Consider the following 19,191-nt stretch of genomic DNA (forward strand, 5'->3'; position numbering starts at 1 on the left):
AGGGGGATAAATTTATGAAAGTTAATAAAGTTGAGAAAATCTATCCATTGTCAAATATGCAAAAGGGGATACTGTTTCATGCTATTGAAGATAAAAATTCAGATGCATATTTTGAACAAATTATATTAGATATAAAAGGTTATGTAGATGAAACTATTTTTGAGGAAAGTTTCAACGAGATTATGAAACGGCACGAAGTGTTAAGAGCATCATTTAATTATAAATTGGACGAGCCATTACATGTAATATTAAGGGATAGAAAAATTAAGTTTAGCTACAATGATGTAAGTAATTTAGATTTAAACACTAAAGATTTATATGTGGAAAAATATATAGTAGATGATAAGGTGAAGGGCTTTGACCTAACAAAAGAAACCCTTATGAGAATTTGTTTGATCAAAACAAATGATAACTCATATAAAGTAATTTGGAGCTTTCATCATATATTACTTGATGGTTGGTGTATTGGGATTATATTAGATGAGTTATTTACTATCTATTCACATAAAATGAAAGGTGAAGAGCATCAATTAGAAGATCCTAGACCCTATAGTGATTATATAAATTGGCTAAATAATCAGGATAATGAAGAAGGATTGAAGTATTGGAGTAAGTATCTGGAGGGGTATGAGTTAACTGCTACCCTCCCTAAATTTAATAACTCTAGTGCTGGAAAGTATCAGAGAAGAGAAAAAGTGATAGAGTTTTCAAAAGAGTTAACTGATAAGATTACACAACTGGCAAATAAAAATAACGTCACCTTAAATACAGTGATGCAGAGTATTTGGGGGCTTATTCTAGCGAAGTATAACAATAGTGAGGATGTTGTTTTTGGAACAGTTGTCTCAGGCAGAGATGCAGCTGTAGAAGGTATAGAGAATATGTTAGGTTTATTTATAAATACAATACCAACTAGAATAAAGTTGCAAAGTGAAAAATCATTTAAAGAGGTTTTAAAAGCAACTCAACATGATGCAATAGAGGGTAATGATTATAATTATATTAATTTAGCCGAAGTTCAAGCTCTTAGCAACTTAAAAAGTAATCTTATTGATCATATATTAGTATTTGAAAATTATGCTATTGATGAAAAAGGATTGGAAGAAAAGGAAAGTGGATTAGGGTTCGAAGTTGTATCTGTAACCGACGAAGAGAGAAGTAATTATAGCCTAAGCCTTACTGTAGGAATAGGAGAGAAATTGAAACTAACAATTGTATATGATGAAAATGTATATGAAGAAAGACTAATCAACAATTTAGAGTGTCATATTCAAAATGTAACGAAGCAAGTTATCGAAAATGATGCTAAGAAATTGATCGATATAGATTTAATTTCAGAAGAGGAAAGAAACATCCTTCTTTATAAATTTAATGAAACAACCGTTGAATATCCTAAAGATAGGTTGATACATCAATTGTTTGAGGAACAGGTTGAGAAGACACCTGACCGTGTGGCAGTTAGCTTTAAAAGTAATAACCTAACTTATAGGGAATTAAATGAAAAATCAAATCAAATAGCTAGACTACTGCGAGAAAAAGGTGTTCAATCAAACACAATTGTAGGAATCATGGTGGACCGTTCTTTAGAAATGATTATAGGAATTATGGGGATTTTAAAATCCGGAGCGGCGTATTTACCAATTGATCCTGAGACTCCTAAAGAGAGAATTGACTACATGTTACAAGATAGTAATGTAAAAGTTTTATTGACTCAAGATAGATGTATAAGTCAACTTAATTTGAATGTGGAGTTAATTAATTTAGATCAAGAGAATTTTTTAAGGCTAAGTACAGATAATTTGAATTTGATAAATCATTCAAGTGATACAGCTTATATCATTTATACTTCAGGATCAACAGGAACACCAAAAGGAGTAGTTATTCCGCATTATAGTGCAATTAGAGTAGTTAAGAATACAAATTATATTGAAATTAATGAGAATGATACGATACTACAACTTTCGAATTATGCTTTTGATGGGTCTATATTTGATATTTATGGTGCGCTTCTAAATGGTGCAAAGTTAATAATGGTTGAGAAGGACACTGTATTAAGTCTTGTTAAACTAGCTAAGTTAATAAAGGAAGAACAGATAAGTATTATGTTTATTACCACAGCTTTATTTAATGCGCTTGTAGATTTAGAAATAGATTGTTTAGATAAAATAAGAAAAATATTATTCGGTGGTGAAAGAGTTTCAGTTTCACATGTGAACAAAGCCCTTGAGAAATTGGGCAAAGATAAAATTATTCATGTTTATGGTCCAACTGAAAGCACGGTATATGCTACTTATTATTTTGTTAATGAAGTAACTGAGGTTATCCCAATAGGAAAACCGTTAGCAAATACTTCGGTTTTTGTAGTAGATAAAAATTCTAACCTGCTTCCACTTGGTGTGCCTGGAGAACTATGTATTTCTGGAGACGGATTAAGTAAAGGGTATTTAAATAACGAGAGATTAACAGTTCAGAGATTCGTTCCAAATCCGTTCATTCTAGGAGAGAGAATGTATCGAACAGGAGACCTTGTGAGAATGTTACCTGATGGAAATATTGAGTTTTTAGGAAGAATTGACCATCAAGTGAAAATTCGTGGTTTCAGGATTGAACTGGGTGAGATAGAGAGTCAACTTCTAAAACATAAGGAAGTAAAAGAAGCTGTTGTTATCGCAAGAGAAGATAATAGTCATCATCAATATTTATGTGCGTACTTTACTTCCGAATCATCGAAGGGCGAGATTAGGGTTCAAGAAATTCGAAAGTTTTTGGCAAAAGAGTTACCAGAGTATATGATTCCTGCTTTTTTTGTTCAGCTAGACAAGCTACCACTTACTACAAATGGGAAAGTGGATCGAAAGGCTTTACCAAGTCCTGATGAAAGTTCGGTTGCAGGAGTAGTAGAGTATGAGGCACCAAGGAATACAGTCGAAGAAAAGCTTGTATCCATTTGGCAAGATATTTTAGATATAGAAAACATAGGAATTCAACACAACTTTTTTGAAATTGGAGGCCATTCACTGAAAGCGACTACGATGGTTTCTAGAATCCATAAGGAACTTATGGTGGAGCTACCTTTACGACAAATCTTCCAAACACCTACTATAAAAGGAATTGGAGAATATATTGACTCTACGAAAGAAAGTGTATATGCATCGATCAAAAAAGTAGAAGAACAGGATTATTATCCGCTCTCATCTGCCCAAAGAAGACTCTACATTTTAAACAAAATAGAGGGTAGCGGAGTATCTTATAATATGCCTTTCGCTATGAAAATAAAAGGTGATTTGGATGTTCATCAGCTTGAGAATACATTCTATAAACTAATCGAAAGACAGGAGGCCTTAAGAACTTCTTTCGTAATGGTAGATGGTGAACCAGTTCAAAAGATTGAAAAAGAGATAGATTTCCAAGTGACGTATAGAGAAATGGGTACCAATAAGCTAGATGATATGATTAATGGATTTGTTAAACCGTTTGATTTGGAGAAAGGTCCTCTTTTAAGGGTTGAAATTATACATGTCACAGATGATGAGCACGTGATGGTCCTAGATATGCACCATATCATTTCAGATGGAGTTTCAATGAACATTTTAAATAGAGAGCTCTGTAAACTGTATGAAGGGAAAGAGTTATCCCCATTGGACCTACAGTATAAAGATTATGCAGTATGGCAAAAAGACTTGTTTACTCAAGAGGAAATGAAGAAGCAAGAAGAATATTGGATAAATGTTTTTAAAGAAGAAGTACCTATTTTAAATATGCCAACAGATTATAAAAGGCCGCCGACACAAAGTGTTGAAGGGGCTCGAAGAAGTTTTGAAATAGATAGTGAGTTGACAAAGAACCTTAATAGAATTGCAAAAGAAAATGGGGTTACCATGTATATGCTTCTGTTAGCTGGATATACAACTTTACTTTCAAGATATACGGGTCAAGATGATATTGTGGTAGGATCTCCAATTGCAGGAAGAAGCCATCATGATTTTGAAAATATTGTCGGAATGTTTGTGAATACCCTTGCGATGAGAAATTATCCAAATGAAGATAAAACATTTCGTAATTATTTAAGAGAAGTAAAAGAAAATGCATTAAAGGCTTATGAAAATCAAGATTATCCTTTGGATGAACTGGTTGAAAAGTTGGACTTACAAAGAGATATGAGTAGAAGTGCATTATTTGATACGATGTTTGTGCTACAAAACTTAGATACCTCTAATGAAGAGATTAAAGGGTTAAGTTTTGAAACATATGATAGTGAACTTAATATAGCAAATTTTGATTTAACATTATCAGCAGTAGAAACTAATAACATCATAAAATTTGATTTAGAATATTGTACAAAATTGTTTAAGAAAGAGACAATAGCTAAAATATCAGAGCACTTTGTTAGTATTTTAAGAGAAATTACTAATAATCAGGAAGTTTGTTTAGGTCAAATAGATATGCTTTCGGGAGAAGAAAAGCACATTCTTTTGAATGAATTTAATGAAACTTATATGGATTATCCAAAGAATAAAACCATTTATCAATTATTTGAGGAGCAGGTAGAGAGAACTCCAAACAAGGTTGCCGTAGAATTTGAGGGGCAACAAGTTACTTATAAGGAGCTCAATGAAAAATCCAATCAAGTAGCTAGAGTACTTTATGATAAGGGTGTTCATCCAGAAATGATTGTAGGAATTATGGTGGAACGTTCTTTAGATATGATTGTCGGTATCATGGGTATATTAAAATCAGGGGCAGCGTATTTACCAATAGACCCTGAATATCCTGAAGAGCGAATTAAATATATGGTAGAAGATAGTAACGCAAAATTCGTATTAACGCAGACTCATTTATACGATAAACTTCATTTTATCAATAATGAATGTATAACTAAAATCTCAATTAATGATGAAACAATAAAAAATCAAGAGCAAATTAATATGGAAAGGCGTAATAATAGAAATGATTTAGCCTATGTCATTTATACGTCTGGTTCCACGGGTTTACCAAAAGGGGTGTTAGTGGAACATCATTCCTTAGTCAATTTATGTAATTGGTATGTAGATTTTCATAAAATAACAGAAAGAGATCGAATTACAAACTATTTGAAAGTCTCATTTGATGCATCTATTGGAGAAATTTTCCCTTGTTTAATCACCGGAGCTACTTTGCACGTTTTAGGCAAAGATATGAGGCTTGATCTAGATAAATTAAATGAATATATGAATAGTAAAGACATAACAGTTGCAACATTCCCATCTAAGGTAAGTGAACAATTTATATTACAAGATAATCATTCTTTAAGAATGTTAGTATCCGGTGGCGAAAAATTAATTTTAAATAAGAATACTCGCTATCAACTTGTAAATGCCTACGGTCCAACCGAAAATACAGTAGTAACTACAAGTTTCTTAATGAATAAAAATGATGATAATATTCCAATTGGAAAACCGGTGTATAATACTAAAGTTTATATAGTAAATAAGTATAATCAGCTTTGTCCAATTGGAGTAACAGGAGAGTTATGTATATCTGGAGTTGGATTGGCAAGAGGTTATTTAAATAATCCAGCCTTAACTGCCGAGAAATTTGTGGGAAATCCTTTCGTCAGTGGAGAAAAAATGTATCGTACAGGTGATCTTGTAAGATGGATGCCTGATGGAAATGTTGAATTCATAGGAAGAATTGACCATCAAGTAAAAATACGTGGGTATAGAATAGAACTTGGTGAAATAGAGAGCCAGTTGTTAAAACATCAAGATATAAAAGAGGTCGTAGTAGTAGCAAAAGAGGATAAGAAAAATCATACGTATATAAGTGCTTATATTGTGTCTGAAAAAGCAATATCTTCAGCCAAGATAAGAGAATTTTTAGAAAAGGAACTTCCTGATTACATGATTCCCTCTTATTTTGTTCAACTTGACCAGTTACCACTTACATCAAACGATAAAGTGGATCGAAAAGCACTTCCAGAACCAGATAGAAGTAGTCAATCAGGGGTAGAATATGAGGCACCAAGAAATGAAGTTGAAACACATCTTGTTGAGATTTGGAGGGATATCCTAGGCATAGAGGATATAGGGATAAATCATCATTTCTTTGTATCAGGTGGAGATTCTATTAAGGCTCTGCAAATTGTGTCCAGATTGTCTAGAATAAATCTTAAGTTAGAAGTGAAAGATCTATTTGCAAACCCTAAAATTAAAGATCTTAGTAAGTATGTAAAAAAGCAAAACAAACGGTTAAAACCTTATGAAATAGTTACAGGAGAAGTAATATTATCTCCAATTCAAAAATGGTATTTTGAGAAAAATAAAGAAGAACTAGATCATTTTAATCAATCATTTATGCTGTTTAGGGAAGATGGATTTGATCAAAAGAGAATAGAGAGAGTCTTTAATAAGATATTAGAGCAGCATGATGCCCTGAGAATGATTTATAGAGAAAATGATGGAGAGATCATTCAGTATAATAGAGGCTATAAGGATAACCTCTTTGATTTATACGTTCATGATGTTGAGGGAGTAGAGAATAAGGAAGAGAAAATATATGAATTAGCGACAAATATCCAAAAGAAATCTTCCATCAAAAATGGTAAACTCGTTAATCTTTGTTTATTTAAAACGAATCAAGGTGATCATCTGCTTATTACCATTCATCATCTTGTAGTAGATGGAGTATCATGGAGAATAATATTAGAAGATTTTGAAACTCTATATTCTCAGGATTTAAGAGGTGAGAAGTTAGACGTTGGATTCAAGACTGAATCCTTTAAAGAATTTTCCTCTAAGCTGAGGGAGTATGCTAGTAGCAATAAATTATTAAAGGAAAAAGAGTATTGGCAAGAGATAGCAAATACTGAGGTTGCATTTATACCTAGAAAAAAAGAGCTCAAAAGTGACACATTCGAAAATAGTAAAACAGTTAGTATTTCTTTAAATAAGGAAAAGACTATAAGTTTATTAAGAAAATCCAATAGAGCATACAATACAGAAATAAATGATATATTGTTAACTTCCTTATTATTAGGTGCTAGAGAGATAACAAGTGAAAATTGTATAAAAATAAATATGGAGGGACATGGAAGAGAAGATATCTTAGAAAATGTAGATATTAGTAGGACTGTAGGTTGGTTTACAACTATGTATCCAGTACTTATAGATTTAGGCAATGAGACCGATCTTGCTACTAATATAAAAATGGTAAAAGAAACTTTAAGGAAAATTCCTAACAAGGGAATCGGATTTGGTATACTAAAATATTTATCAAAAGAGAAGTATCTATTAAATGAACAAAAAGCACCAATTTCATTTAACTATTTAGGTGAAATGGATAATGATGTTAACAGAAATGAATTTTCTGAATCAAAATTTTCTTATGGGGAAACAATTGGAGGAAAGATTTCAAGAAATAATTCGATAGAAATCAATTCGATAATTATTAATAATGAATTGGTTATAAATACTACCTTTAATGAGCTAGAGTTTGATGAACTAACAATCAGGAAATTAAATGATAAGTTTAAAGAAAGTCTTGAAACTATAATTGATCATTGTGTTAGTCAAATAGAGGTGGAAAAAACGCCTTATGACTATGGGGATACTAAATTAACTCTAAGTGAACTTAAGGATATTAAAGAAAAGTATAAAGATTTCGAAATTGAAAAGATTTACCCGTTAGCAAATATGCAAAAAGGAATGCTGTTCCATGCTTTGGAAAACAAAAATTCAAAAGCATATTTTGAACAAACTGTCATGGATATAACAGGATACGTTGATGTAGAGATATTAAAAACAAGTTTTAATAAAATCATGCAAAGATACGAAATACTAAGAGCATCATTTGAATATGAAATAGTTGGGGAGCCTAGACAAATAATAATAGCGGATAGAGAAATAGGTGTTCAATATTGCGATATAAGTGAAAGAGGAACTATAGAAAAAGAGTTATTCATAAAAAATTATAGAGAAGAAGATACAGAAAAGGGATTTAACTTAAGTAAAGATACTTTAATGAGAGTATGTTTGATTAGAACAGATGAAAACTTATATAAATTGGTATGGAGTCATCACCATATTTTATTGGACGGTTGGTGTCTTGGAATCGTATTAGGTGAGTTATTCACTGTATATGGAAAATTAATAAATGGTGAAGAATATGAGTTAGAAGAAACGAAACCTTATAGCGATTATATAAAATGGCTGGAAGAGCAAGATAAAGAAGAAGGTAAAAGTTATTGGGAGCAATATTTAGATGGTTATGAAGAGAAAGCGCAAATACCAAAATTACAGATTACTAAGAATAATAGTGAGTATTTAAGAAGAGAAAAAGTAATTGAATTTTCGAACGAATTAACAAATAAGATTACACAGCTTGCTAATAGGAATAGCGTAACCTTTAATACAGTATTCCAGAGTATTTGGGGTATTATTTTGGCGAAGTATAATAATACAGACGAAGTAGTATTTGGAACTATTGTATCGGGAAGGGAAGCACCAGTAGACGGAATTGAAAAGATGATTGGTTTATTTATTAATGCCATTCCAACTAGAATAAACCTTGGAAAGAATCAGAAGTTTAAAGAGGTTTTAACGGTTGTACAGAGTGAAGCTATAGCTAGTAATAATTATAACTATATGAATTTAGCTGAAGTTCAAGCAATGAGTAAATTAAAGAATGATCTTATAGATCATATAATTGTGTTTGAGAACTATGCTGTTGATAAACGTATTGCCGGAAATGAAAAAATGGATATAGGTTTTGAGGTAGAAGATATACATGCAGAAGAGCAGAGCAATTATAGTTTTAGTATTGCTGCAACTCCAGGTGAGCAGTTAAATTTAGTTTTGACTTATGATGGAAATATTTATGATGACAAAATAATAGATAATATCGAAATGCACATTAAAAAAGTAACTGAACAAGTGATTGCAGATGAGAATAAGAAAATAAATGAAATAGACATAATTGCAGAAGAAGAAAGAACAACTTTATTGTATGAATTTAATGATACAAAAGTAGATTACCCAAAAGAGAAGACGATCCATCAATTGTTCCAAGAACAGGTAGAAAGGACACCTGAAAATATTGCAGTTGTGTTTGAAAATAAACAATTGACTTATTGGGAACTTAACGAAAAATCTAATCAAGTCGCTGCTCTGCTAAGAGAAAAAGGTGTGAAATCTAATACTGTGGTTGGTATTATGGTTGAACGTTCGATTGAAATGATAGTTGGTATGATGGCGATATTAAAAGCCGGGGGAGCATACCTTCCAATTGATCCTGAGTATCCAGAGGATAGAAGAAGATATATGTTGGAAGACAGTGGTATAGAAATATTGTTAAAACAAGAAAATAAACAAGTAGATTATGATTTAACTTGTATTGATATAAATGTACAAAAGATTAAGGATAGATTTACAGAAAACTTGCCTAGTCTAAATAAGTCCGCTGACATGGCTTATATAATATACACTTCAGGTTCAACTGGAAAACCAAAGGGTGTAATGGTGAATCATAAATCTATTCTCAATACGTTATGTTGGAGAATAGAATCATATCAATATAGTGACAGTGATATTACGTTACAGATGCCTTCTTTCTCTTTTGACAGCTCTGTTGAAGATATTTTTACTACTTTGCTTTCTGGAGGTAAATTAATTTTAATAGAAGATATAAGAATGAATTTCAGTAAATTTATAAATATTATTCAAAATAATAAAGTAACTAATTTGTTAGCCGTTCCAAGCTATTATAATAATCTATTAAACACTATTGATAAGCCTTTATTAGATTTGAGATTTGTGACAATTGCAGGTGAAGGTTTTAATGAAAATCTAATTACAAAACATTTTCAGAAAATACCTCACGTAAAATTGTTTAATGAATATGGTCCAACAGAAAATAGTGTTTGTTCTACAATATGTGAATTAAAACAGGAAGATCAGAAGGTACTTATTGGTAAACCAATAAGTAATAACAGGGTTTATATCCTTGATATGGAAAATAATTTAGTGCCATTAGGAGTTGCAGGTGAACTTTGTGTAAGTGGGGAAGGTTTGGCACGTGGTTATTTAAACAGACCAGAGCTCACAGCGGAGAAGTTTGTTCCAAATCCATTCATTCCAGGGGAAAGGATGTACCGGACAGGAGATCTTGCAAGGTTATTGCCTAATGGGAATATCGAATTTTTAGGTAGAATTGACCATCAAGTGAAAATTCGAGGTTTCAGGATTGAACTTGGTGAGGTAGAGAATCAACTTTTCAAACAGAAAGAGATTAAAGAAGCCGTTGTCATCGCAAGAGAGGATAATAATGGTCAACCATATTTATGTGCTTATTTTACGTCTGAAACACGTAAGAAAGAATCCAAATTACAAGAAATTCGGAAGGATTTGGCGCAAGAGCTTCCAGAGTATATGATTCCTGCGTTTTTCGTTCAGTTGGATAAACTACCACTTACAGCAAATGGAAAAGTGGACCGAAAGGCCTTACCAGAACCTGATGAAAGTGCAGTTGTGGGAGTAGAGTATGAGGCACCAAGGAATGAAGTCGAAGAAAGACTTGTATCCATTTGGCAGGAAATTTTAGGAGTAGAAAAAATCGGTATCAACCAGCACTTTTTTGAAATAGGAGGTCATTCTCTTAAAGCAACTACGATGGTTTCTAAAATCCATAAGGAACTTATGGTGGAGATACCTTTACGACAAATCTTCCAAACACCTACTATAAAAGGGATTGGAGAATTTATTGACTCTACAAAAGAAAGTGTATATGCATCGATCAAAAAAGTAGAAGAACAAGATTATTATCCACTTTCATCTGCACAAAAAAGACTTTATATTTTAAACAAAATAGAGGGTAACGGAGTATCTTACAATATACCGTTCGCCATGAAGATAAAAGGTGATTTGGATGTTCAGCAACTTGAGAAGGCTTTCCATAAATTAATCGAAAGACATGAAGCTTTAAGAACTTCTTTTGTAATGGTAGATGGTGAACCAGTTCAAAAGATTGAGAAAGACATAGATTTCCAAGTGACGTATAGAGAAATGGGTACCAATAAGCTAGATGATATAATCAATGGATTTGTTAAACCGTTTGATTTGGAGAAGGCTCCTCTTTTACGGGTTGAAATCATACATGTTACAGATGATGAGCACGTAATTGTATTAGATATGCACCATATCATATCAGATGGTGTATCAATGGGGATCTTTACACAGGAATTAGCTGAGTTATACAACGGGAAAGAATTATCTCCATTAAGCATTCAATATAAAGATTATTCTGTATGGCAAAGAGAATTGTTTACTCAAGAAGAAATGAAAAAACAAGAAGAGTATTGGATGCATGTATTTAAAGAAGAAGTACCAGTACTAAATATGCCAACAGATTATAAAAGACCGCCAATTCAAAGTACAGAAGGTGACCTTGTACATTTTGAAATCGATAGTGACATATATGTTAATCTTAAGAAGATGGCGAAGGAACATGGTGTGACGCTGTACATGCTTCTGTTAGCGGGATACACAACACTGCTTTCAAAATATACGGGGCAAGAGGAAATCGTAGTGGGATCTCCAATCGCAGGAAGACCTCATGATGATTTGAAACAGATTATGGGTATTTTTGTTAATACTCTTGCAATGAGAAATTATCCAAAACGAGACGTTTCATTCCAGGATTATTTAAAAGAAGTTAAAGACAATGCTTTAAAAGCTTATGAAAATCAGGATTATCCATTTGATGAATTAGTTGAAAAATTAGATTTAAAGAGAGATATGAGCAGAAGTGCTTTGTTTGATACAATGCTCGTCTTACAAAACTTTGACTATGATGATTTTGAAATACAAGGTTTAACTTTCTCACCATATCAAATGAAGGCGCATGTTTCTAAATTTGATTTAACACTTACCGCTGTTGAAGAAGAGCGTAGTATCAAATGTGTATTAAATTACAGAACTAAATTATTTAAGAAGGAAACTGTAGAAAGATTAGCTAAACATTTAATCCAGGTTTTTAAAGAAATTATTGAGAAGCCAGAACAAAGCATTCAGGATATTATGTTGCTTTCAGAAGAAGAAGTGCAGATGCTATTGCAGGATGATAAAGATACAAAAGCTGATTATCCGAAAGATAAAACAATTTCACAATTATTTGAGGAACAGGTGAAACGAACACCTCACCATGTAGCCGTGGTATTTAAAAATCAGAAACTTACGTATCTGGAACTGAATGAAAGAGCGAATCAAATGGCAAGGTTGCTTCAAGAAAAAGGAGCAAAGCCAGGGATAACAGTAGGTATGTTAGTGGAAGAATCTCTTGAAATGATTATTGGAATTATGGCCGTATTAAAAGCAGGAGCTACTTACTTACCAATAGATCCTGAACAACTGGATAAAAGAACGAATGTCATTTTAAAGGACAGTAATGCTAGCCTATTGATAGTAAAAGGAGAAAGGAAAGAAACTCTCCAATTTAATGCAGAAGTAATCTCCATGGAAGATGATTCTATAAAAGAGAGGGATACATCAAATTTATTAGTCAATTATAAATGGAATCATAATGCATATATCATCTATACATCAGGTTCGACTGGTACACCTAAAGGTGTATGTGTTCAGCATAACAACGTTGTAAACTACATGACTTGGTTTACAAAGGAAGCGAATCTAAAAGAAACAGATAAGGCAATGTTAGTATCTTCCTATGCATTTGACTTGGGCTATACAAGTCTATATTCATCACTTTTAAATGGATGTGAACTGCATCTCGTTACAAAAGAAGTATATACTAATGCTCAGAAAGCATTACAGTATATAGAAGAACAAGGGATTTCTTATTTGAAATTAACACCGTCTCTCTTTAACGTCTTGGTGAATGATCCGAGTTTCTCAAATAATCAGAGCTGTAAAACTTTGAGATTAGTCGTGTTAGGTGGAGAGAAAATCAATCCAATAGATGTTGAAACATTCTATACACATTACCCAAATCATGCGGTAATGAATCACTATGGACCTACAGAGGCGACAATTGGTTCGGTATATCAAGTTATTGAATATGATACAATGGCAGCTTTCAAAGAATGCCCTGTTATTGGAAGACCAATTCAGAATATGAAGGCTTACGTAGTGGATCAACAAATGAAACTTGTCCCAGAAGGTGTTTATGGTGAATTATGCTTATCAGGAGATGGCGTAGCAAGTGGATATTTAAACAGAGCAGATTTGATCGAAGAAAAATTTGTTCAAAATCCGTTTGAACCAAATAAAAAAATGTATCGGACAGGGGATCTTGCTCGAAGACTATCAGATGGTAGAATTGAGCTTGCAGGTAGGATTGACGGTCAAGTGAAAATAAGAGGTTATCGAATTGAAACAGAAGAGATTAAGCGTCATTTAGTTAAACACGAACAAATTAAAGAAGCATTCGTGATTGACCGAGAAGGTCAGGACGAAAGAAGATATCTATGTGCATATATTACATCCCAGAGGGACCTATCATTTGAAGAATTAAGAGCGTACTTAAAAGTAGAAATCCCTGAATACATGATTCCATCTTATTTTGTTCAAATGGAGCGTATTCCACTTACGGCAAATGGAAAAGTAGACGAAAAAGCTTTACCAGAGCCAGATGTGGGTAAGGGAGTAGATTATGAAAAACCAAGAAATCAGGTAGAAGAAAAACTTGTGAAGGTATGGGAAGATATATTAGGAGTCAAGTCAATTGGGATTAGCCATAACTTTTTTGCTTCGGGTGGAGATTCTATTAAAGCTTTACAAATTATCTCACGTTTATCACGAGAAGGTATCACGTTAGAGATGAAAGATCTATTTACCTATCCGGAAATCAAGTTTTTAAGCAACTATGTCAATATTGAGACAATACAAGAAGGCTCTTATGAAATTGAAACAGGAGATGTGTTGCTCACTCCAATTCAAAAAGCGTATTTTATGAATGGAAAAGAAGATGTAAATCATTATAATCATGCAGTTATGTTGTATAGGAAAGATGGATTCCGTGAGGAAATGATACAAGAAGTTATGGAAGCAATTTTTGTACATCATGACGCTTTACGAATGATTTATAAAGAGGAGAATAATGAAGTACTTCAATTCAATCGAGAAGTGGAAAAGAATCAATTTGGTTTTTATGTTTATGACGTTTCGAGAGAAGATAATCCAGATGTGAAAATTCAAGAACTTGCGACAATATTACAGAAGAAAATTGATATACAAGAAGGACCGCTTGTAAATGTAGCACAGTTTAAGACGAATGTTGGAGACCATCTGTTACTTATTATTCATCACCTTGTGGTGGATGGAATCTCTTGGAGAGTCCTATTTGAAGATTTTGCACTTGGATACAGCCAGCTAATGAAAGGAGAACCAATAGCGTTTTATCCAAAAACGACTTCTTATAAAGAGTATGCCACTCAGCTCAACGAGTATGCTAAGAGTGCAAAAATCCTTAGAGAAAAGCAATATTGGGTGAACACATTAAAGGATAATGTTAACTTTTTAGAGAAAAAAGAGGAAGTTGGACTATTCCGATATGAGGATAGTGATACTTTTAGTACCGCTCTCGGAATAGAGGAAACAAGCCGATTGTTAAGAGAAACAAATCAAGCATATCATACTGAAATCAATGATTTACTGATTAGTGCTCTTTTAATAGCTACAAGGAGAGTAACTGGTGAAAATAAAATTAGGATTAATCTAGAGGGCCATGGTAGAGAACAGATTATAAAAAATGTAGATATTAGCCGAACAGTTGGATGGTTTACAACCAAATATCCTGTATACATCAATTTAGGAGATGAAAAGGACCTTTCAATGACTATTAAAACAGTGAAAGAGTCTCTTAGAAGAATTCCGAATAAGGGAATAGGCTATGGGGTTTTAAAACAATTGAGTGGAGATTCAGATTTATGGAGTATTGAACAGCCACCTATTTTGTTTAATTACTTAGGTCAAATGGATGCAGAACTCAATAATACAATCTTTTCTTTTTCTTGGATATCGGCAGGAGAGTCGATTGGAGGTAAACATACAAGAGAAACACCTATAGAAATCAATGCTATTGTCTTAGATGGAAAGCTCACTATTGATACGACTTATAATACAAAAGTATATGCAGAGGATGTCGTAGTGGAGTTTACGGAAGCTTTCAAGGCTGCTCTTCTTGATGTAATCCACCATTGCATTTCTAAGGAACAGGCTGAAAAAACACCATTTGACTACGGAGACAAAGAATTAAGCTTCGAACAACTAGAGGAAATAAAGGCGAAAAATAGGTGGGGAGAAATAGAAAAGATTTATCCATTAGCTAATATGCAGCAGGGTATGCTATTCCATGCATTAGAAGATCCACAATCAGGTGCATACTTTGAACAACTTGTCATTGATGTCAAAGGGTTTATTGATGTCAACTTATTCGAGGAAAGCTTGAACGATATTATGAAAAGACATGAAATCCTTCGGACAGCAATTGAATATGAAATTACAGAAAAACCAAAAAATGTAATTATAAAAGGTCGAAAGATTGGCTTTAGATATCGAGATATTAGACAGCAAGGAATAGATCAGCAAAAAGAAAGTATAACAACCTACATTGAACAAGATCGAGAAAAAGGTTTTGATTTTAGTAAAGATGTCTTAATTAGACTGGAACTTATTCAAACTGATGATAAGGCTTATACAATTATATGGAGTAATCATCACATCTTGTTCGATGGATGGGGCAGAGGTATTATTTTGGGAGAATTGTTCCATATCTATGGAAACAAACAAGTAGGACAGTATCCTAATTTAGAAGAGCCAAGACCATATAGTGATTATATTAGATGGTTAGGAGAACAGGAAAAAGAAGAGGGAATTCAATATTGGAAACAATATTTAGCAGGATATCAAAAACCTGCGAAAGTTCCATCGTTCAAAATTGATAGTACAAGAGAGTACCATGGACAAGAGACGCTCATTGAATTTTCAAGGGAACTTACGAAAAAAATGACTGAATTGGCTAATCAAAATAATGTTACGTTAAACACTGTGCTACAAACTTTATGGGGGATTATTTTAGCCAAGTATAATCATACAGACGATGTTGTATTTGGTTCTGTCGTTTCTGGTAGAGATGCCAAAGTAGCTGGAATTGAAAAAATGGTTGGATTATTCATTAATGCAATTCCAACGAGAATTAATATAAAAGAACAGAAGAGCTTTAAAAATATTTTAAAAGAGGTACAGCAACAAGCAATAGAAAGCCAAGCATACAACTATATGAATCTTTCAGATATACAGTCTCTTAGTGATTTGAAAAGGGATTTAATTGATCATGTAATGATTTTTGAGAATTATGCACTTGATGAACGTTTACTTCAGGAAGAAGAAAGTAAGAGTAGTTTCGTGTTTAAGGATATTAAAGGGATTGAACAAACCAACTATGGATTTACAATAGTTGTCGTTCCAGGTGAACAGCTTGTTCTCAAAATATCATATGATGGAAATCTCTATTCAGAAAAACTCATCCAGAACATAGCAAATCATCTAAAAAATATTATGGACGAAGTTGTGCAAGATGAAAATAAAAATGTGAATCAATTAGAAATCCTTTCAAAAGAAGAAAAGCATTATTTCTTGAATGAGTTTAATGAAACAAAGGCAGAGTATCCAAAAGAAAAAACAATTCATCGCTTATTTGAAGAACAGGTAGAACGGACTCCAAATAAGGTAGCTGTGGTATTTGATAAGCAGCAACTTACTTATAAAGAACTTAATGAAAAATCTAACCAAATAGCTAGGCTACTCCAGAATAAAGGAGTTCAACCAGACACAGTTGTAGGTATCATGCTTGAACGTTCTCTAGAGATGATTATAGGAATTATGGGGATTTTAAAATCTGGAGCAGCATATTTACCAATAGATCCTGAATATCCTGAAGAGCGAATTAAATATATAGTAGAGGATAGTGGAACAAATATAATACTTACAAAAGGTAAAGATGCAGTGAGGTTAAGTAAAGAAATAGTATTTTTAGATGAAGAGTATAATCATTATTCTACTGAAAATATAAAAGTAACAAGTAATACTAACAATCTGGCTTATATGATTTATACTTCGGGTTCTACAGGTATGCCAAAGGGAACTATGCTTAAGCAACGAGGCCTAGTCAATTATATAACATGGGCGAATAAGGAATATGTCAAAGGAGAGGCCTTAGATTTTGCCTTGTATTCATCTTTCTCATTTGACCTTACAATTACATCATTATTCACACCATTAATTTCTGGAAATAAAATAGTTATTTACAATAATGATGGGGATGAACCAATTATAAGAAAAATCTTTAAGGATAATAGAGTAGGTATAGTAAAATTGACACCATCCCATTTAAGGTTGATAAGAGATATTGATAACAGCAATTCAAGTATAAAACGATTAATAGTGGGTGGAGAAGATTTAAAGACTGAGTTAGCAAGAGAGATTTTAAAAAGTTTCAATCATAATGTTGAAATCTATAATGAGTATGGTCCAACAGAAACAACAATTGGCTGTATGATTTATAAATATAGCCTTAATGACGATAAACACATATCGGTACCTATTGGGAAGCCAATTGATAATGTTCAAATTTATATATTGGATGATAATCAAAAGATATTACCAGTAGGAATAGAAGGAGAACTTTATATAAGTGGAGATGGTGTTGCTACAGGTTATTTAAATAGACCTGAATTGACAGCAGAAAAATTTATATCAAATCCATATGTACCTGGAGCAAAGATGTATCGAACAGGGGATCTTGCAAGATGGTTGCCTAGTGGAAATATCGAATTTATAGGCAGAACTGACCATCAAGTCAAAATTCGTGGTTATAGAATTGAATTAGGAGAAATAGAGAATCAAATTCTAAAATTAGATAATATAAAAGAAACAAAAGTTGTTGCAAGAATAGACGGTGAGGATAGTCAGTATCTTTGTGCATATGTTGTTTTAGAGAATAAAGAAAAAGCAATTACTGTTACAGAGATGAGAAGATATTTATCAAAAGAACTTCCAAATTATATGATACCGGCATTTTTTACACAGCTTAAGGAATTGCCGTTGACAACAAATGGTAAAATAGATATAAATTCATTACCAGCACCAGATGGAAATGTCCAATATGGATTAGAATACGAACCGCCAAGAAATGATTTAGAAGAAAAAATTGTTAGCATATGGGAAGAAATTTTAAATATCAAAAAAATAGGTATGAATACTAATTTATTTGATATCGGAGCGAATTCTTTAAACGTTATGACATTTGTTTCAAGGATAGTTGCAGAGTTAAACTTTAGAGTACCGTTTAAAGATGTATTTGATAAACCTACAGTCCGAAGTTTTTCAGCGTTCTTAGAAGGTGCAAAAGAAATGTTAAAGGATTATACAGAGGATTGTATTCAACTTAGTAGCTCAACAAGCACCAATAAAAAACTATTTTGTTTCCCACCTGCTGCTTCAATAGGAATAGCATATATGGGGCTAGCAAAGCATATTGAGTCATATTCGGTTTACAGTTTTAATTTTATTAAATCTGAAAATAGAATTGCACAATATGTTAAAATAATAAAAGATATTCAATCAGAAGGACCGTACACATTAGTGGGATATTCAGCTGGTGGAATTCTTGCATTCGATGTGGCAAAAGAATTGAATAGACAAGGTTTTGAAGTAGAAAATCTTATTCTTATTGATTCAAAATACCGTACGATTGTAGAACAGAATCTTTATACAGAGGAAGAGTGTAAGAGAGAACTTCATGAAAAATTCAATCTGAAAAAATATAAAGATTTAGAAAAATTAGCTAGTGATTATTTGATAGAATTAATTATGAAGTCTTATATGTATGTACAGAGTACAACAACAAATGGCAGTATTGATGGAAATATAAGTTATATAAAATCAGTAAAAGAAAAAGAAGATGAAAATAATTTACTGTGGGAGAATGCTACTACGAAGAATTTCAGGATAATTCAAGGGTACGGAACCCATATGGAAATGTTATCAAATTCAAAGCTAGATATTCTTAAAAAGAATGCTAATATAATAAACGACATATTGGCGTTTGAAACAGTTTAATTTTTGAGAATTGGCATTTCTTTAAAGAAATGCCAATTTTCTTATTTTGATGACTTGTAAATTAAAGAGAATAAGCGCAATA

1 protein-coding gene is annotated in these 19,191 nt (G+C 32.5%); it reads left to right on the top strand.

All coding sequences use genetic code 11. From position 1 onward, the window contains the following. Positions 1-14 precede the first annotated feature (14 nt). Entirely contained in the window at positions 15-19,109 is a 19,095-nt protein-coding gene (locus CGQ22_RS14450) for a non-ribosomal peptide synthetase (RefSeq protein ID WP_089148877.1), read from the top strand. The last annotated feature ends 82 nt before the right edge of the window (positions 19,110-19,191 follow it).

This window comes from Bacillus sp. M13(2017) (assembly GCF_002218325.1).
In the GTDB taxonomy this organism is placed as follows: Bacteria; Bacillota; Bacilli; order Bacillales; family Bacillaceae_G; genus Bacillus_A; species Bacillus_A thuringiensis_K.